16 protein-coding genes and 1 tRNA gene are annotated in these 17,584 nt (G+C 71.7%); 12 read left to right on the top strand and 5 right to left on the bottom strand.

The features are described from left to right. Window positions 1–110 precede the first annotated feature (110 nt). Complete coding sequence (locus AB0F70_RS23905; protein ID WP_357454424.1) at window positions 111–2,027, top strand: glycoside hydrolase family 76 protein; 1,917 nt, start codon at window positions 111–113, stop codon at window positions 2,025–2,027. A gap of 42 nt (window positions 2,028–2,069) precedes the next feature. On the opposite strand, the gene AB0F70_RS23900 is transcribed toward AB0F70_RS23905, so the two are convergent. After that, window positions 2,070–2,540: an ANTAR domain-containing protein gene (locus tag AB0F70_RS23900; protein ID WP_357454421.1), complete on the bottom strand. Its 471-nt coding sequence runs from the start codon at window positions 2,538–2,540 to the stop codon at window positions 2,070–2,072. A 123-nt stretch (window positions 2,541–2,663) separates the two neighbouring features. On the opposite strand from AB0F70_RS23900, the gene AB0F70_RS23895 reads away from it, so the two are divergent. From AB0F70_RS23895 to AB0F70_RS23885, 3 genes are all read left to right on the top strand, one after another. Continuing rightward, window positions 2,664–3,152 carry a heme-degrading domain-containing protein gene (locus tag AB0F70_RS23895; protein WP_357454418.1) on the top strand — a complete coding sequence of 163 codons (489 nt, stop codon included), beginning with the start codon at window positions 2,664–2,666 and terminating at the stop codon, window positions 3,150–3,152. A gap of 60 nt (window positions 3,153–3,212) precedes the next feature. After that, window positions 3,213–3,956, top strand: a complete 744-nt coding sequence (locus tag AB0F70_RS23890) for an SDR family oxidoreductase (RefSeq protein ID WP_357454414.1) — start codon at window positions 3,213–3,215, stop codon at window positions 3,954–3,956. Between the two features lie 97 nt (window positions 3,957–4,053). Then, complete coding sequence (locus tag AB0F70_RS23885; RefSeq protein WP_357454411.1) at window positions 4,054–5,331, top strand: hypothetical protein; 1,278 nt, start codon at window positions 4,054–4,056, stop codon at window positions 5,329–5,331. A gap of 2 nt (window positions 5,332–5,333) precedes the next feature. Here AB0F70_RS23885 and AB0F70_RS23880 read toward each other — a convergent pair whose 3' ends face one another. The 3 genes from AB0F70_RS23880 to recQ form a co-directional block, all read right to left on the bottom strand. Beyond that, complete coding sequence (locus tag AB0F70_RS23880) at window positions 5,334–5,987, bottom strand: hypothetical protein (protein WP_357454408.1); 654 nt, start codon at window positions 5,985–5,987, stop codon at window positions 5,334–5,336. 19 nt (window positions 5,988–6,006) lie between these two features. Beyond that, complete coding sequence (locus tag AB0F70_RS23875; protein ID WP_357454405.1) at window positions 6,007–6,309, bottom strand: hypothetical protein; 303 nt, start codon at window positions 6,307–6,309, stop codon at window positions 6,007–6,009. Window positions 6,310–6,399: 90 nt separating this feature from the next. Continuing rightward, window positions 6,400–8,256, bottom strand: a complete 1,857-nt coding sequence (gene recQ, locus AB0F70_RS23870; RefSeq protein ID WP_357454402.1) for a DNA helicase RecQ — start codon at window positions 8,254–8,256, stop codon at window positions 6,400–6,402. 101 nt (window positions 8,257–8,357) lie between these two features. Between recQ and AB0F70_RS23865 the strand changes: the two genes are divergently transcribed. After that, on the top strand, window positions 8,358–10,859 hold the full coding sequence (locus tag AB0F70_RS23865) for a hypothetical protein (RefSeq protein ID WP_357454399.1): 2,502 nt from the start codon (window positions 8,358–8,360) through the stop codon (window positions 10,857–10,859). 117 nt (window positions 10,860–10,976) lie between these two features. Here AB0F70_RS23865 and AB0F70_RS23860 read toward each other — a convergent pair. After that, window positions 10,977–11,061 (bottom strand) — tRNA-Leu (locus AB0F70_RS23860). A 154-nt stretch (window positions 11,062–11,215) separates the two neighbouring features. Here AB0F70_RS23860 and AB0F70_RS23855 point away from each other — a divergent pair. The 7 genes from AB0F70_RS23855 to AB0F70_RS23825 all read left to right on the top strand — a co-directional run bounded on the left by AB0F70_RS23855 (window position 11,216) and on the right by AB0F70_RS23825 (window position 17,540). Continuing rightward, window positions 11,216–11,797, top strand: coding sequence for a GNAT family N-acetyltransferase (locus AB0F70_RS23855; protein WP_357454396.1), 582 nt, complete (start codon window positions 11,216–11,218; stop codon window positions 11,795–11,797). A gap of 126 nt (window positions 11,798–11,923) precedes the next feature. Then, window positions 11,924–13,126, top strand: a complete 1,203-nt coding sequence (locus AB0F70_RS23850; protein ID WP_357454393.1) for an AI-2E family transporter — start codon at window positions 11,924–11,926, stop codon at window positions 13,124–13,126. Between the two features lie 4 nt (window positions 13,127–13,130). Then, window positions 13,131–14,294 (top strand): AI-2E family transporter, encoded by a 1,164-nt coding sequence (locus AB0F70_RS23845; protein WP_357454390.1) that lies wholly within the window; start codon window positions 13,131–13,133, stop codon window positions 14,292–14,294. A 61-nt stretch (window positions 14,295–14,355) separates the two neighbouring features. Beyond that, window positions 14,356–15,750 carry a replication-associated recombination protein A gene (locus AB0F70_RS23840; protein ID WP_357454387.1) on the top strand — a complete coding sequence of 465 codons (1,395 nt, stop codon included), beginning with the start codon at window positions 14,356–14,358 and terminating at the stop codon, window positions 15,748–15,750. A 249-nt stretch (window positions 15,751–15,999) separates the two neighbouring features. Continuing rightward, window positions 16,000–16,626 (top strand): 30S ribosomal protein S4, encoded by a 627-nt coding sequence (rpsD, locus tag AB0F70_RS23835; protein WP_357454384.1) that lies wholly within the window; start codon window positions 16,000–16,002, stop codon window positions 16,624–16,626. Window positions 16,627–16,899: 273 nt separating this feature from the next. Beyond that, window positions 16,900–17,289, top strand: a complete 390-nt coding sequence (locus AB0F70_RS23830; RefSeq protein WP_116675090.1) for a DUF948 domain-containing protein — start codon at window positions 16,900–16,902, stop codon at window positions 17,287–17,289. Further along, window positions 17,286–17,540, top strand: a complete 255-nt coding sequence (locus tag AB0F70_RS23825; RefSeq protein WP_357454380.1) for a hypothetical protein — start codon at window positions 17,286–17,288, stop codon at window positions 17,538–17,540. Before AB0F70_RS23830 ends, AB0F70_RS23825 begins: the two co-directional genes overlap by 4 nt. Window positions 17,541–17,584: the final 44 nt, after the last annotated feature.

The following is a 17,584-nucleotide window of genomic DNA, read 5'->3' as shown; positions in this document are numbered from 1 at the left end:
ACCGCGCTGCTCGATCGCCCCCTCGATAGATGGGTGCATTTAACCCTTTCCTCCTATAGGTTTTGGTATGAATCCGGGCACAACGTTGCGCCCGGGGGAGGAGCTCATCGATGTCGATGTCGCGTCGTATCCGCCTTTCCGTGATGCGCCTAGCCCTGATCAGCCTCGCCGTGGTCGTCGGCCTGCAGCCGGTGGTCGCGGTGCACGCCGCCCCGCCTCCCGGAGATCCGGCGACCTCCGGCTCGACCGAGGTCGCCCGTGCCCGTGTCGCCACCGAGGTGCTGCTGGACTCCTACGACGAGGAGAAGGCGTGGTTCCCCTCGAGCTGGTGGAACTCCGCGGTCGCCCTGCAGACCATCGGCGACTACATGGCCCGCACCGGGGACCGGAGCTATCTCGACGAGCTGGACCACAGCTTCGAGACCAACAAGGGACCGTTCCCGGCCGGGGAACGCTCCACCGACGAGATCTACGGCAACTTCACGAGCCGCGCCATCGACGACGCCGGCTGGTGGGCGCTGAACTGGGTGACCGCCTACGACCTCACCGGTGACCAGAAGTACCTCGACATGGCGGGCACCATCGCCGACTTCATGCACGGGTTCTGGGACCCGAGCACGTGCGGCGGCGGGATCTGGTGGAACGAGGAGCGCACCTACAAGAACGCCGTCACCAACGGCCAGTGGATCCGCCTGACGGCCGAGCTGCACAACCGCATCCCCGGTGACACCGCCTGGCTCGGGCGGTCCCAGGAGGCCTGGGACTGGTACACCGCCAGCGGCCTGATCAACTCCGAAGGCCTGGTCAACGACGGGCTGACCGACGGCTGCGCCAACAATCGCGACACGGTGTGGAGCTACAACCAGGGTCTCGGCATCGGTGCGGCACTGGAGCTCCACCGCGCGACGGGTGATCCCGAGCTGCTCGCCGCTGCGCGGCGGCTGGCCGACGCGGCGCTCGGGTCCGAGGCGCTGGTCATCGACGGGCTGCTCACCGAGTCGTGCGATCCGCTCGGCCTGACCTGCGACGACAACCAGAAGCAGTTCAAGGGCATCTTCATGCGCTACTTCACGGAGCTGGCCGACACCACCGGCGACGCGCGCTACGCGGAGTTCGTGGACCGGCAGGCGGAAACGGTCTGGGCGAACGACCGCGACTCCGCCGAGCGGCTCGGCCTGCGCTGGTCGGGTGCGAGCACTGCGGCCTCGCCGAACGTCTTCGACTGGCGTACCCAGGCCAGTGCGCTCAGCGCGCTGATCGCCGACGTCCCCCAGGAAGCGCCTGGGCGGTCGCTGTCGGCGACTATGTCACCGACGCAGCTCGTGGTGATGCCGAGCCCTGGCGCGACGTCGTCGGCGCGGACCGAGGTGGAGGTGGCCGCGACGTCGGAGGGGCGGCGGCCCGTGCGGGTCGACGTGCGGGTGAGTGGTCCGGACGGCTGGACGGTGGATCCGGCCCGGAGCCGGGTCCGGCTGGTTCCGCCGGGTGACGGCACGCCCGCGCGGGCGAACGTCCCGCTGGACGTGACGGTGCCCGCGAACACCCCGGACGGCAGCTACCCGCTGGCCGTGACGGTCACCGCGAAGCCTGGGCTCAGCTACACCACCCGGGTCACGATCCAGGTGGCGAGCACCATCGACTTCGACGCCGGGTCGACGCAGGAGCTCGCCTGGCTCTGGGACGCGGGCGGCTCCGGGCTGAGCCACGTCGGTAGCCGGTTCGCCGACGGCACCAGCAACTTCGTCTACCGGTTCCCGTTCCCCGCCGAGGCCACGTCGGCCGAGGCGACCCTCACCATCGACAACCAGTACGTCGTCCAGGTCGGGTCCGACGGCGAGAGCTGGACCACCGTGCTGACCGAGGACGAGCCGATCAGGGACAGCTCGAACAAGGCCGACCACACCCTCGACCTGACGCCCTATCTCGGCCCGGACAAGGCCGTCTACATCCGGATGACCGACGCCTTCCCCGAGGACGGCTGGGGCGGCGGGGTCTACCACGTCGCGGCGGAGTTCGGCACGTCCTGACCGGGCCCGCCGGGTCGGCCGGCCCGGCGGGCCAGGAGGCGGTCAGGCGGCCTGGGGCGCCGGGTGGCCCGGTCCCGTGGGTTCGGTCGGCTCGATCAGCTCGGTCGGAGCGGGATCGCTGCTCCGCTCGGGTTCCGCCGGCGCGGCCTCTACCGGCGGGCCCTCTACCGGCCAGCCCTCTACCGGCCGGACAGAGTCCAGTGCGTGCACCAGCATGTCCGGGGTGATGCCGTCGCGCACGTCGTCGCGCTCCAGGGCGGTCATGACCTGATCGGCCGCCACACGCATCGGGACGTTGGCCTGTTCTGCGGCGTCGAGCAAGATCTGGGCCGCCTCGTCGTCGTCGACGCGCTTCGCCACGACCACGAAACTCTTGGCTCGCTCGATCATCGCCTCGCCCACGAGGGCCGGTGATACGACGTCGTCCAGGCGGCTCGGGGAGCTGCTGTCGAAGTCGAGGCCGCCAGCGGCATCGTCGGCGAAGGCGGTTCGAGTCTCGTTGGTCAATCGCATGTGAACCTCCCAGATCCGCTGCGGACCTGGAGCCACTTCATGACTCCGACCCCCCGAGTATAGAGCACTTCGGACGATTCGGACAGGCCCGCGTTGCTCGCGGGTATTCGGCAGTATGGGGGCATGACCCAATCAGATGTCAAAGCGACAGTCGCCGAGGTCGAGGCGCAGGAGACCGAGCTTGTCCTGACCACGTTCACGCACGAGGAGGCCTGGCGCCTGGGTTCCCGGCTCGTCGAGCTGGCGACCGAGCGGGACCTGCCCGTCGTCGTCGACATCCGCAAGGGCACGCAGCAGGTATTCCACGCGGCGCGGCCGGACACGACGCCCGACAACGACTCCTGGATCAAGCGCAAGGTGCGGGTGGTCTACCGGTTCGGGGCGTCCTCGTACCTGGTGGGCCTGCGGGCCAGGGCGAAGGGGACCGACTTCAACGCCGACCAGGGCCTGCTGTTCCAGGAGTACGCCGCGCACGGCGGAGCCTTCCCGGTGCGGATCGCGGGAGTGGGCATCGTCGGCGTCGTCACCGTGTCCGGTCTGGCACAGCAGGACGACCACGCCCTCGTCGTCGAGGCGCTGCGGGAGCTCGCGGCGTCCCAGTCGGCGGGCTAGCCCGCTGCCTGACCGCCCTGTCCGACCTCGCTGACCGGGAGAGACCATGACGGGAGACACATGACGACGCGTTCTTACGTCGTGACCGGCGGGGGCCAGGGGGTCGGGCGCGCCGTCGTCCAACGGCTGGCCGCGGACGGCCACGTAGTGGTCCTGGACCTGGCTCCCGCACCCGTCGACGGCCCTGCGGGGGAGGGCGTGACGTTCCTGAGCGGTGACGCGAGCGACCCCGACGTCGCGCGCCGGGCCGCCGAGACCGCGGAGCGAGCAGCCCCGCTCGCCGGCTGGGTCAACAACGCCGCCGTCTTCCGGGACGTGCCGATCACGGCCCCGCCGTCCGACGTGCTCGCGGCGATCACGGCGAACCTGGCGCTCGCGATCACGGGCTGCCACACCGCCGTCGGGCACTATCTGCGGCACGGGCGGGCCGGGGCGATCGTCAACGTCTCGTCCCACCAGGCGCAGCGCCCGGTGCGCGGCGCGCTGCCGTACGCCACCGCGAAGGGTGCGGTCGAGGCGCTGACCCGCGCCGTCGCCGTCGACCACGGGCCCGATGCGATCCGCACCAACGCCGTCGCCCTCGGGTCGATCGAGACCGCGCGCTACGCGGAGTACCGGCGCGAGCACCCCGAGGTGGACCGCCAGATGGCGGCGCTGCACCCGCTCGGCCGGGTCGGCACCGGCAGCGAGGTCGCCGAGGCCGTGGCGTTCCTGCTCTCCGACCAGGCGGCGTTCGTCAACGGCGCGGTCCTGCCGGTCGACGGCGGGCGGGCCGCGCAGGGCGCCGATCCGGAGGCCACCTGAGGCGGCCGCCGGCGCGGCGACGTCCGACAGAGGCGGCATCCTGTAGAACTGTGGACAAAGATGCTCTTTGGCGCTGGTGGTGTCGGATGATGTTCATATGGAATCCGATGAGACAACCGAATCTGCGACGCCCGAATCCGCACTGAGGCACGCGTCCGAGCTGTACGGGAGGCTGCTGGAGTACGCGACGAGCCCGCCGTTCGGCGAGCGCACTGCCGCCAACGTCCGCCGCCTGACGGCCATGACCGAGCACCACCACGGCGGCACGTTGTGCGCGCACCACGACGTGGGTCGCACGCTGGCCCTCGCGACGGCACAGATCGTCTTCGACGCACCACCGCGGGGGATGCGCCTGATCGACCGGTACGCCGACTGGTCCGCGGACCTGACCGACCGGGACCGGGGACTGCTCGACGCGTGGCGTACCGGCGACGTCCACGCCGTCTTCGAGATCACGCGCCGCGCCGGCAACGGGGTGCGGGCGCGCTGCCTCGGCGACGACCTGGAGTACACGCTGCACGTCGACCCGAGGGCACCGCTGCCCCGTGCGGACCTGCGGACCGGGCGGTTCCTGGCCGGGCAGGCCCTGCCGGTCGGCGACCTCTGGATGCTGGTGGGCGCCGTCGAGCTGTACGCGCCGGGGGAGCGGAAGGCGATGCTCGGCCTGATGGCCGAGCTGGTCCGGGGCGCGCCGGCACTGCCGTTCCGCAATCCCGCGATCGTCGAGCGGGCACGGGTGGCCCTCACGGCGCAGCACCGGGAGTTCCTGCGCCTGTTCGGCGGGCAGGGCGTGGCCAGGGCGGGCACCCGGCTTGTCGAGGACCTCGACCGGCTCTGGGCGTCGTCGGGCCTCTGGGAGACCTGGTGGCCGAGCCTGCCGCTGGAGGGCGACCTCTGCGACCTGCGCGAGGCCCTGGACCAGGGGCGGCCCGACGGCGGGACGTGGTACCCCGTGCACGACCCGGTCCACGGGCTACGTGTGCTCGGAACCCGCTACGGGATGCTCGCGGACCTGCACGGCTCGGCGTCGCCGATCAGCCCGGCGACCGTGCGCCAGGTGTCCGAGCTCCTGGACGCGGGGAACGTCCCCGACTTCGCACTCCGGGACCTCGCGGAACGACACCCCGTTCGTGCGGGCGAGATCTACCGCGCGGCCCTGGAGCGACCCGGGTTCACCTGGGCGCAGGAGGGCGCTGCCTGGCTTCGGGATCGCACCGGCGGCGTGTCCGCGCACCCGGCGCTGGTGTGGATGCCCGGCGGTGCGAGGCCTGCTGGTGCCGGGAAGCCTGACCGTTCGATCGCGGTGTCGCATCCCCTGCGAGTCACGTTCCCTCCGGTTCCGACGCCGTCCGGGATGACGAGCGACGAGCACTGAGATCAGCGCCCGCCCTCCAGCACGACGTCCCGCACCCACGCCCCGCCCTCGGGGCCCTCGGGGCGGAAGCCCACGCTCCGCAGATACGCGAGCTCCCCGGGTCCTACCTGCGGCACCATGACGCGCCGGAAACCCTTTGCCGCGAAGATCCCGCTGCGCCGGTACACGAACTCGCCAGGCGTGAAGTCGCGGAACCGCTTGGTCACCCAGTCGAGCTCGACGACGCCCGTCCCGTCTCCGGCGTCGCGCACCTCCACCACGCCCACCGTCTCGTCACCGCGCTGCACCAGGAACGCCGAACGCTCCTCGCCAGGTCCGGGCAGCGCCACGAAGCCGGGCGCGACGCTCGCGATGTCCGCGGCGTGGGTACGGAGCACGTGCAGCAGGTACGCGTCGTCGGGCGCCACCTCGATGACCTCGTACACCGCGGCGTCGTGGCGCTCGCGGTTCAGGCGCCACAGCCAGTAGATGTTGATGAGGCTGATCGCGGCGTTCATGGCGGCGAACGGCCAGATGCCCACTATCGCGTTGTACGCGGTCGCGACGAGCGAGCCGATGAGGTTGAGCCAGCGGAAGCGGAGCACACGCGCCTGCGTGAGGGAGAGCACGACGAGGATGGAACCGGCCCACCCGGCGATCTCGAGCCAGGGAAACATTCCCTGACCATAAGCGCTCCTACCAGGACCAGCCGCGCGAGCTGAGCTCCAGCTCCTCGCGCAGGCGCTCGTCGGCCCCGGCGCGCTCGTCCGCGCGCAGCGGTGCCGTCTCGGTGGGCAGCCCCGCGAGGTGGCACGCCTCGCGCAGCAGCGCGTCGTAGGCGCCCTGGACGGCGAACCAGTGGTGGGCCCGCGCGTAGACGTCGGGGTCCTGCTCGACGCGCCGCAGCTCGGCCGCGAGCTCCCCGAGCCGGATCTGCAGGCGCAGCGTCACCAGCGGGTCGGGCGCGCGCGCCGGACGCGGTAGGAAGTTCCAGGTCATGATGTGTCACCGCTACGTCGTCGTAGGGCTGGGGACACGACCAGCGTAGATCCGCGCGGCGGCTATGGCCATGGGATTGCCCCCAGAGCGTCAGCCGGACGCGTGCAGCGCCGCCAGGATCCCCTCGCCGTAGCGCTCCAGCTTCGCCTGGCCTACGCCGCTGATCCCGCTCAGCGCATCCAGGTCCGCCGGCCGCTCGGCGACCACCGCGCGCAGTGTCGCGTCGTGGAACACGACGTAGGCGGGCACACCCTGCTCCTTGGCCGCCGCGGCCCGCCAGGCCCGCAGACGCTCGAAGACCGGCTGGTCGACGTCCGACAGCGGGGCTGCCTCCGGGCGTGCGCCGCCGGAGCGCGCGGCTTTGCGTGCGCTACGTGCCGTCGGGGCCGGGTCACGCCGCATCCGCACCTCACGCTGGCGGCCCAGGACCTCCGCGCTGGCGTCCGTGAGCACTAGCGTGCCGTGGTTCGAGTCCACCTCCAGCAGCCCCTGCGCCAGGAGCTGGCGCGCCACGGACCGCCACTCGCCGTCAGACAGGTCCTCGCCGACACCGAACACCGTGAGGCTGTCGTGCCCCCACTGAGTGATCTTCGGCGTCGCCTTCCCGCGCAGGATGTCGACCACGTGCCCCACACCGAAGCGCTGGTTGCGCTCGCGGTCCAGGCGGAACACCGCGGACAGCAGCTTCTGCGCCGGGACCGTGCCGTCCCAGGCCTCGGGCGGGTTCTGGCACGTGTCGCAGGCGCCGCAGCTGCCCGGGTGGCTCTGGCCGAAGTAGCGCAGCAGCTGGGCGCGGCGGCACTCGACGGTCTCGCACAGGGCAAGCATCGCGTCGAGGTGCGCCGAGAGCTTGCGGCGGTGCGCGAGGTCGCCGTCGGACTCGGCGATCATCTTGCGCTGCTGGACGACGTCGGCCAGGCCGTACGCGAGCCAGGCCGTGGACGGCAGGCCGTCACGTCCGGCACGGCCGGTCTCCTGGTAGTAGCCCTCCACGGACTTGGGCAGGTCGAGGTGGACGACGAACCGCACGTCGGGCTTGTCGATGCCCATGCCGAACGCGATGGTCGCGACCATGATGACGCCGTCCTCGCGCAGGAACGTCGACTGGTTGGCCGACCGCACGTGCGCGGGCAGGCCGGCGTGGTACGGAAGGGCGCGGATGCCCTGGTCGGTCAGCTGCTGGGCGGTCTTCTCCACCGAGGCGCGGGACAGGCAGTAGACGATCCCGGCGTCGCCGGGGTGCTCGGTGCGCAGCAGGTCCAGCAGCTGCTTGCCCGGGTTGTCCTTCGGCGCGACGCGGTAGGTGATGTTGGGGCGGTCGAAGCTCGCGACGAAGTGCCTGGCCTCGGTCAGCCCGAGGCGGGTGGCGATCTCCTCGCGGGTCTGGTGGGTGGCGGTGGCGGTGAGCGCGATGCGGGGGACGCCCGGCCAGCGTTCGGCCAGCTCGCTCAGGCGCAGGTAGTCGGGCCGGAAGTCGTGACCCCACTGGGACACGCAGTGCGCCTCGTCGATCGCGAACAGGGCGATGGTGCCCTGGTCGAGCAACCGTGCGGTGGACTCGACGCCGAGCCGTTCCGGGGCCAGGTACAGCAGGTCGAGCTCGCCCGTGCGGTAGGCCTGCTCCACCGCGCGGCGCTGGCCCGGGTCCTGCGTGGAGTTGAGGAAGCCCGCCCGGACGCCGAGCGCGTCCAGTGCGTCGACCTGGTCCTGCATGAGCGCGATCAGCGGCGAGATCACGACGCCGGTGCCGCGCCGGACGAGCGCCGGGATCTGGTAGCACAGCGACTTGCCGCCGCCCGTCGGCATGAGCACGAGGGCGTCGCCGCCGCCGGCGACGGTGTCGATGATGTCCTGCTGCTCGCCGCGGAAGGCGTCGTACCCGAAGACGTCACGCAGCACGTCGAGCGCGGTGGCGGTCGGGTTGGGGGCGACGTCCGGAAGGGTCATGGCCGCCAGTGTGCCAGGGACCGCTGACACAGGCTGAACGGCCGGCGGGCCGGCCGGCCGAGCCGAGCGGGCATGTCAGACCCTGCCCATAAACTGCCGGTATGTACACATTTGACGAGGAAATGGCGTCCGCGGTGCGGGAGGCCCTCGCGCCGCTCAAGGTGGCGCAGGTCTTCGACCCGGCGGCCGACTACGTGCTGCGTGGCACCGGACCGGGCGTCCTGGAGCTGCTGCGCGAGCGGCCGAACGGCACGAAGATGGTCGCCGAACCGGACGGCTACCGCCCGGCGGAGCTGCAGGCCGCCGTCGTCGACCTGCATCCCGGATGGACACGGCAGAACGCCGAGGCCGCACGGCTCACCATCTACCGGACCGCGTCGGTCGACGTGCTCGCCCGGTTCGGGCAGGTGCTGCACGCGGCCTCCGGCCGGGCAGCGGAGTCCGGCGAGCCGACGTGGCTGCCCACGCTGGCCCACGATGCAGGGCGGGTGAGCACCGCAACGGACGCTGCCGACGCGCCGGACGTACGGCTGCGGTGGAACCCGGACCTCGTCGAGGAGATCGCGCGGGCCGGCGAGGCACCCGGCCGGTCGGCAGTGCACGCCACCCTGTCGGCGCTGCTGTACGTGGACCACCACCACTGGGCGCGCAGCCGGCACCACATGCTGGAGAGCGAAGCGGGCGTCACGTACCTCGCCCGGCACACCGAGGCGCTCGCGGCGGTCGCCGCCGAATCGGAGTTCCACGTCCGGAGCTATGTGGCCGCGCAGTGCGTGCGCAGCCCGGAAGCGCACGCGAACCTGGCCGCCGAGCTGGCTGTCGACGCGGACGGCGGCGTCCGCGCGCAGGCGCTCTCCGCGCTGTCCGGGCTTGACGGAGCCAGGCAGGTCGACGTGCTGCGGCCGCATCTGCGGACCGCGCCGCCGGAGCTTCTGCCGGACGTCCTCGCCCGCCTGGGCGACCTCGACGACGGTGTGGTGGCGCTCGAGGAGGCACTGACGGCCGCTGATGCCGATGCAGGTGCCGGGCTGCTGGACCCGGATCGCGACCGGTTGCTGCGCCGTGCCGTCTTCCGCGTGCGAGTGCTGCGTTCGGCGGAGGCGGCGGTCTCCGTGCCCCCCGTTGTCGCGCCCGAGGGCAAGGGCGTCGCGGAGGAGCTGCGCGCCCTGCGCACCCGGCAGCCAGGGAGCGGGCAGGACGCGGACCGAGCCTGGCAGGTCGTCGAGAGCAGGCTCGCGCTGCTGCCCGACGTGCGCGCCCTGCGGGACGCACGGCGCGCCGCCGGAGCGGCCGATGCGGACCGCTGGACCACCGAGCTGCTCATCACCCGCGTGGACGGCTGGGGCCGGAAGATCGGCGCCACCCTCTCACCCGAGGACGCCGAGCGCTGGTGGCCGCTGTTCGCCGAACGCCTCGACCTCGCGGACGAGCACCTCGACGGCGGCGACGGGAAGCGGAACCCGGACCAGTACGCCGTCGACACGAGGACGATGATCCTGACGATCCTCGAACGGTTTCCCGCGGCCCCCGAGGCGCTGGTCCCGCGGCTCGCCTCGTTCGCCCTGGGTGCGGACCGCCATCGCCTGCGGGCCCGGCGGGTGCTCGGTGACCACCCGGGTGCCCGGGCCGCCGCGCGGACCGCGCTCACTGACGGCGACGCGCGCACGCGCGCGTCCGCCGCGGAGTGGCTCGCGGAGCTGGGGGAGCCGGGCGCGGTCGCACCGGAGCCCGGCTGGGAGTTCGGGGAGGGGGTGCTGCCCGCGTCGGTTCGCAACCTGCCCGCGACGACGCTGTCGTGGCTGGACCGGTTCCGGGAGCAGGCGCGCGAGCAGGGCGTCCCGGCGGACGACGTCGACCGGTGGCTCGGGCTCGCCCGCCCGGCACTGCGCACCGCGCCCGACGGCGGCGGCCCCGTCGTGGGCCGGCTCGGCAGCCCGCTGCTGCTGCCGGCGGACGTGCCCACCCCGGCCACGGTGTTCGAGCCCGACTACCGCGCCGAGCACCAGCTCATCGTGACGCTCGACCTGGCGGCGGTCCCGCCTGGTGCCACCGATCTGCCGCTGCCGCGCGACGGCCAGGTGCTCCTGTTCGCGAACGTCGAGCTGGAGGACGAGCCCCTGTCGGGCGGTGCCGTGCACGTCCCCGCGGGAGCGCCCGTCGAGGAGCGGGAGGTCACGCTCGACTACGAACCCTACGGTTACGACTCTCCCGAGCAGCTGGACGGGTCCCTGCGGCACAGCCCTGATCTCCGCCTGGTCCCCGGCGTGTCACTGCCGTCGTGCCCGCTCGACGCCGAGACCCGTACCGCACACCCCCACGCGGAGACGCTGCAGCACGTGTGGTCCGAGCAGTCCGAGCAGTCCGACGAGGGCGGCGAGTGGCAGCTCGGCGGCCACGCCTACGACTTCGACGGCATGGGCGACCCGGCCCGTGAGTCGGCGGACCAGGAACCCGGCGAGAACTACTCCCGCCCGGAGGACTGGGTGGTGCTCGCGCAGTGGGTGGGGGTACCGATGGGAATCCTGTACTGGACCATCAACCGCCTGGACCTCGAGGCACTGCGCTTCGACCGGGTCGTCGTGCAGATGTACGCGAATCCCTGACCGGCCGGCGTCGGGCCGCCCGGGGCCGGTCGGCCGGGTCCAGGGGCTAGCGGCCGGACAACACAGAAGGCCCCCGACGTGGAGGTCGGGGGCCTTCTGAGTCGCTGTCTCAACGAGTGTCCGGAGGGGGACTTGAACCCCCACGCCCGATAAAGGGCACTAGCACCTCAAGCTAGCGCGTCTGCCATTCCGCCACCCGGACAGGTGGACCGTTCCCGGCGTTTCCGCCTTCTCGGTGCGTGGAAAAACATAGCACGCAGGTCGGGTGGGTTCCGAATCGAAAAGCGTGTGACCTGGGTCGCGTGCGAGTCGCCGTACGTGCGAGCACCCGCCAGCGGCTGGCAGACTCGCGAGACGTGACTACCCCGCACTGGCCTCTGACCACCGAACGGCTCGAGCTGCGCCCTGTCACCCCCGCGGACGCGGACGCGTTCTACGCGTGGCGCTCGCTGCCGGAGGTGGCGCGTTACATGTTCCAGCCTCCGTGGACTCCCGAGCTCGCCGCGCGCAAGCTCGTCGACTGGTCCGGAGCCCCGTTCACCATGCCGGGTGACGTGCTGGTGATGGCGGTGACCCACCGCGCGAGCCGGGACGTCATCGGCGAGGTGCTCCTGAAATGGGCGCCCGGCAGTGGGCAGGTGGAGGTGGGCTACGGGTTCCGCCCGGACGTGGCGGGGTCCGGTTATGCCACCGAGTCCGTCCGCGCGGCGCTCGGGCTCGCGTTCGAGGTGTACGGCTTCCACCGGGTCTTCGCACGCATCGACGAGGAGAACACGCCGTCGGCACGGGTGTGCGAGCGCCTCGGCATGCGGCTGGAGGCCCGCCTGGTGGAGAGCGACATCCGGCCCGACGACGGCGCGTGGGCCACCGAGCTGAACTACGCGATGCTCGCGCGCGAGCACACATCCGGTACGGCCGTGCCGCGCCGGGACCCGTAGCCCGGTTCGTGCCCGTATGCTCCGCTCGCGTGCAGGTGCCGTGCCAACTCCCGAGCCAGTTGTCGGGGGACGCGACCTGCCGCTAACGTCCGCTTGGACATTTCGCCCAAAAACAATAGTGGGAGCATGGCGATGACGGTTGACGCGCCGACGGTAGCGCCGACGACAGCGGCGGAGTCGCCGACCACCCCGCAGCCTGTGACAGGGCAGCCTCTGACAGTGCAGCCTCCGGCAGGGGCAGGGTTCGGGGCACCCTGGATCCGCTCCACCGGCGACCTGGCATGGAAGCTGATCGGCATAGGGCTCGCGGTGGCTCTGGTGTTCTACGTGGTGAGCCTGGTCCAGCTCGTGTTCGTCGCGCTGTTCCTCGCCCTGGTCTTCACCTCGGTGCTGCTCCCGCTCGGGGACCTGTACGACCGCGTGATGCCCCGCGGGCTGGCGATGGCCGCGTCCCTGCTGACCGCGGTGCTCGCCGTCGGCGGGCTCGTGACCTACGTGGTCTCCTCCGTGGTGAGCCGGTGGGAGGAACTGGCCGTGGAGTTCGGCACAGGCCTCAAGGACCTCGCGGCGCTGGTCACCGACATCCCGCTCGTGGCGAGCCTTGGCGCGCCCGGCGACTGGCTGAAGGAGGGCGGCGCCTGGCTCCAGGACAACGCCGGCTCGTACGCGGGTACCGCCGCCCAGAGCGCCGGGATCATCGGCGAGGGCGCGACCGCCGTCGTGCTCGCGATCTTCTGCACGGTGTTCTTCCTGACCCAGGGCGGCCGCATGTGGCGCTGGGTGCTGTCCCTGGTCCCCGCCGACCGGCACGACCGCTGGGAGAGCGCCGCGGGCGCGGGCTGGAACGCGTTCTCCGGGTTCACGCGCGGCATGTTCTTCGTCGCCCTGGCCGACGGCGTGCTGGCCGGCGTCTTCCTCTCCGTCGTGGGCGTGCCGCTCGCGCTCCCGCTGTCTGTTGTGGTGTTCCTCGGGGCGTTCGTGCCCATGATCGGCCCGGTCGCCGCCATCGTCGTCGCCGCGCTCGTCGCACTGGCCGCCAAGGGTCCGGTGCTGGCGCTCGTGGTGCTGATCGGCATGGTCGTGATCGCCCAGATCGACGCCAACGTGCTCCAGCCGCTGATCACCGGCAAGCAGGTCTCGCTGCACCCCGTGGTGATGGCGCTCGTCGTCGCCGGTGGCTCGGTGGTGGGCGGCCTGCTCGGCGCCGTCGTCGCGGTGCCGCTCACCGCGGTGACGTGGGCAGTGATCAGCACGCTGCGCAAGACTCCGGCGCTGGTGGGAGCCCCGGGGACGGCGCCGGGCACAGTGCCCGGCGATGGGGCAGACTGACTCGGTGCCTGACCCCGTCCCACCACGCAGCGAGCCCAGCGACCCGGCGCCGGCCGAGAACGCACCACCACCCTGGTTGCGCACCTCCGCCGGCTGGTCGTGGCGCCTCATCGTGCTCGTCGCGGGCATCGCCCTGGTCTTCTGGGCCGTCACGCAGGTCCTGATCGTCTTCGTCGCCGTGTTCCTGGCACTCGTCATCACCGCGGTGCTCAACCCGCTGACCGACCTCTACCACCGGGTGATGCCCCGCGCCCTGGCCACCGCCGCCGCCATCCTGTCCGGCGTGCTCGTCATCGGCGGGCTGCTGACGTACGTCGTCGTCTCGGTCGCCGGCCAGTGGGAACGCCTCGCGGGAGAGTTCAACACCGGCATCGACCAGATAGTCGACCTGATCGAGAACAACCCGTTCCCGGTCAACGTCGAGGTGGACACGCGCGACCAGTGGATCGACGACGCCGCCGACTGGATCCAGGAGAACTCCCAGACGCTCGTGAGCCGGGCGGCCGAGAGCGCCGGATCGATCGTCGAGGGCGTCGCCGTCCTCGTGCTGGCGATCTTCTGCACGATCTTCTTCCTCGCGTCCGGCGCCGCGATGTGGCGCTGGTTCATGACCCAGGTGCCCGCCCGCACCCGGAGCAGATGGCACGCCGTCGCCGGCGCCGGCTGGTACACGTTCTCCGGCTACACCCGCGGCATAGTGCTCGTCGCGATCAGCAACGGCATCCTGGCCGGGATCTTCCTGTCGATCCTCGGGGTGCCGCTCGCGGCGCCCCTGGCCGTGCTGGTCTTCATCGGTACGTTCATCCCGCTGATCGGCGCGCCGGTGGCCATGATCATCGCGGCGGTCGTGGCGCTCGCGGCCGACGGGCTCCTGACAGCGCTCATCGTCACCCTCGGCATCGCGGGCATCGGCCAGCTCGAGGGGCACGTGCTGCAGCCGCTGATCATGGGCAAGCAGGTCTCGCTGCACCCGGTGGTGGTCGCGCTGGGCGTCACCTGCGGCACCGTGGTGGGCGGCATCCTCGGCGCGATCATCGCCGTCCCGCTCATCGCGGTCGCCTGGTCCGTGTACAGCACGCTCCGCAAGGACCCGGACGGAGGCCTGCACGACGACGAGGCCGACCCGCCCGGCGACGTCGACCCGCCCCACGAGTCGCCGGCGACGTAGGACTGTGCCGGCTGTGCCGGGCATGGCCGGGCATGTCGGTGAGCGTCCGTAGGCTGGGGGCATGGTCGATCTCTTCGATGCCGCGACAACCGACACGGCCGGCACCCCGGCCACCCGGACGTCGTCACCCCTCGCCGTGCGCATGCGCCCGGCCACCGTCGACGAGATCGCCGGGCAGCAGCACCTGCTGGAGCCCGGGTCCCCGCTGCGCCGGCTCATCGAGCCAGGGGCGGGCGGTCGTGCGGCGCCGTCGTCGGTCATCCTGTGGGGTCCGCCCGGTACCGGCAAGACCACGCTCGCCTACCTCGTCGCCACCGTGTCCGGGCGCCGCTTCGTCGAGCTGAGCGCCGTCACCGCGGGCGTCAAGGACGTGCGCCAGGTGGTGGAGGACGCCCGGCGCCGCCTCGCCACGGGCGGCGACGAGACCGTGCTGTTCGTCGACGAGGTGCACCGCTTCTCCAAGTCCCAGCAGGACGCCCTGCTGCCCAGCGTCGAGAACCGGTGGGTCACGCTCGTCGCCGCGACGACCGAGAACCCCAGCTTCTCCGTGAACTCGCCACTGCTGTCCCGCTCGCTCCTGCTCACGCTCCGCCCCCTGGAGACCGAGCACATCCGCGAGCTGGTCCTGCGGGCGGTCACCGACGAACGCGGCCTCGGCGGGTCGGTAGAGCTCGACGACGAAGCGACCGACCACCTCCTGCGCCTGGCCGGCGGCGACGCCCGCAAGGCGCTCACCATCCTGGAGGCCGCGGCGGGCGCCGTGCTGTCGGACGAGGTCCAGGCAACCGCGGACGGCGGCGACACCGTGCCCCGCATCGGCCTGCCCGACGTCGAGCGCGCCGTCGACGTCGCCGCCGTCCGCTACGACCGCGACGGCGACCAGCACTACGACGTCATCTCCGCCTTCATCAAGTCCATCCGCGGGTCCGACGTCGACGCCGCCCTGCACTACCTCGCCCGCATGGTCGCCGCAGGGGAGGACCCGCGCTTCATCGCCCGGCGCCTGGTCATCTCCGCCGCCGAGGACGTCGGCATGGCCGACCCCTCCGCCCTGCAGACCGCCGTCGCCGCCGCACAGGCGGTACAGCTCATCGGGATGCCCGAGGGACAGCTCGTGCTGGCGGAGGCCGTCGTGCACCTGGCCACCGCACCGAAGTCGAACGCCGCCTACCTGGGCATCAACGCGGCGCTCGCGGACGTACGCGCCGGGCGGATCGGCACGGTGCCCGCGCACCTGCGCGACGCGCACTACTCGGGCGCGAAGCAGATGGGGCACGGCGACGGCTACCGCTACGCGCACGACTGGCCGCACGGCGTCGCGCCGCAGCAGTACCTGCCCGACGTCCTGGCCGGCTCGCGCTACTACGACCCGAGCGACCGGGGCTACGAGCGGCAGGTGTCGGAGCGGCTGGAACGTGTCAGGGGGATCCTCGGCAGCGAGGGCACCAAGAAGTGACCGCTGGGAGTGGGCACAGGAGTGACCAGCACGAGTGACCGGCCCCACGGCGGGCCGATCGCCTGACGTGCGGTAAGATATCCAGGTTGCCTATGGCGACTCCCTGGGACCTCGGCCCCGCGAACGAGATGGTCGGATCACTGATCCGCCGCCCGTTCCATCGGCTGGTCCCGCACCCGGTGTGGTTCCCCTTCGCGGGAGAGCTGTGCGCGGGTGTGACCTTCATTCACTACAGGACAGGAATTCACAGTGACTTCTGTGACCCGTGCGCGCCGTCAGGTGCGCCTGAGCCGCAAGCTGGGCCTCGCGCTCACGCCCAAGGCCGTCAAGCACTTCGAGAAGCGTCCCTACCCGCCCGGTGAGCACGGCCGCGCCCGTCGCCGCACCGAGTCGGACTACGCGGTGCGTCTGCGCGAGAAGCAGCGTCTGCGTGCGCAGTACATGCTCCGCGAGAAGCAGCTGCTCAAGGTGTACGAGAACGCCCGCAAGCAGGCCGGCCTGACCGGTGAGGTCATGGTCGAGGACCTCGAGACCCGCCTGGACGCCGTCGTGCTGCGTGCCGGTTTCGGCCGCACGATCCTGCAGGCGCGTCAGCACGTGACGCACCGCCACATCCTCGTGGACGGCAAGATCGTCGACCGCCCCTCGTTCCGCGTGAAGCCGGGCCAGACCATCCAGGTCAAGCCGAAGAGCCAGGCCACCGTGCCGTTCCAGGTCGCCGCCGCGGGCGCGCACCGCGACGTGCTGCCGGCCCTGCCGGGCTACCTGGACGTCGCGCTCGAGAAGCTCTCGGCCACGATGACCCGCAAGCCGAAGCGCGCCGAGGTCCCCGTGACCTGCGACGTGCAGATGGTCGTCGAGTTCTACGCTCGCTGATCCGGCCTGCTCGGTCGTAGTTCAAGAAGTAGCAGTCCAGGACGCCCCGTCCGCGCTTCGGCGCAGGCGGGGCGTTCTGTCGTTCTCGCAGCCGTTCTCGCAGCCGTTCTCACGGTCGTTCTCGCGGCGCGCTGCCGTCGCGGGGCGCGAGCGGCGGCGTCCGGGATAGGGTGACGAACGGTTCCGGTGGACAGTTCAGGCTGACCGTTCAGGCAGGCAGAACAGGCCGGGCACCAGCTGACCACCAGCGGACCTTCAGGTAGGAGTTTGCGCATGACCTTCGGCGACCTCGGAGACGTGGCGGGACTGATCGCGGCCATCGCGTTCGTGCTCCTCGTGGGCTTTCTCGCCGTTCCCCTGTGGAAGCTGGGCAAGCTCCTCGACGAGGCGCGCTCCAGCGTCCGTGACGTCACGGAGCACTCGGTGCCGATCCTCGACGAAGCCGCGGCCACCGTCGCGTCCGCGAACACCCAGCTCGTCAAGGTCGACACGATCACGACGTCGGCGGCGTCGGTCAGCGAGAACGTGTCCGCGCTGACGGGGCTGTACGCGGCGACGCTCGGCAAGCCGCTCGTCAAGGTCGCCGCGTTCTCCTACGGCGTGCGCCAGGCCTTCGGCCAGGCCAAGGGCCGGTCCGGCAAGCACACCGGGACCGAAGCATGATCCGCCGGCTGTTCTGGGTGGGTGTCGGGGTGGCCGTCACGGTCGTCGTCATCCGCAAGGGCCGCCAGGTCGTCGCGCGCTACACGCCCGAAGCGGTGAGCGAGCGCGCCGCGGCCGCCGTGGACGAGGCAGGCGTCCGGCTGAACCGGATGGCGCACAGCTTCCGGTCGGACTTCGCCACGGCGCGCGCCGAGCGCGAGGCCGAGCTCATGGCTTCCCTCCGGGGCGAGCTGCCGAGCCACCAGCGCTAGCCCGTCCCCGGTCCGTCAGCCGTACAGCAGCATTCAGTTTCCGT

Source organism: Promicromonospora sp. NPDC023805, from assembly GCF_040639635.1.
Classification (GTDB): Bacteria; Actinomycetota; Actinomycetes; order Actinomycetales; family Cellulomonadaceae; genus Promicromonospora.
The sequence above is the reverse complement of the archived record's forward strand: the minus strand, read 5'-3'. Positions and strand labels throughout refer to the sequence as shown.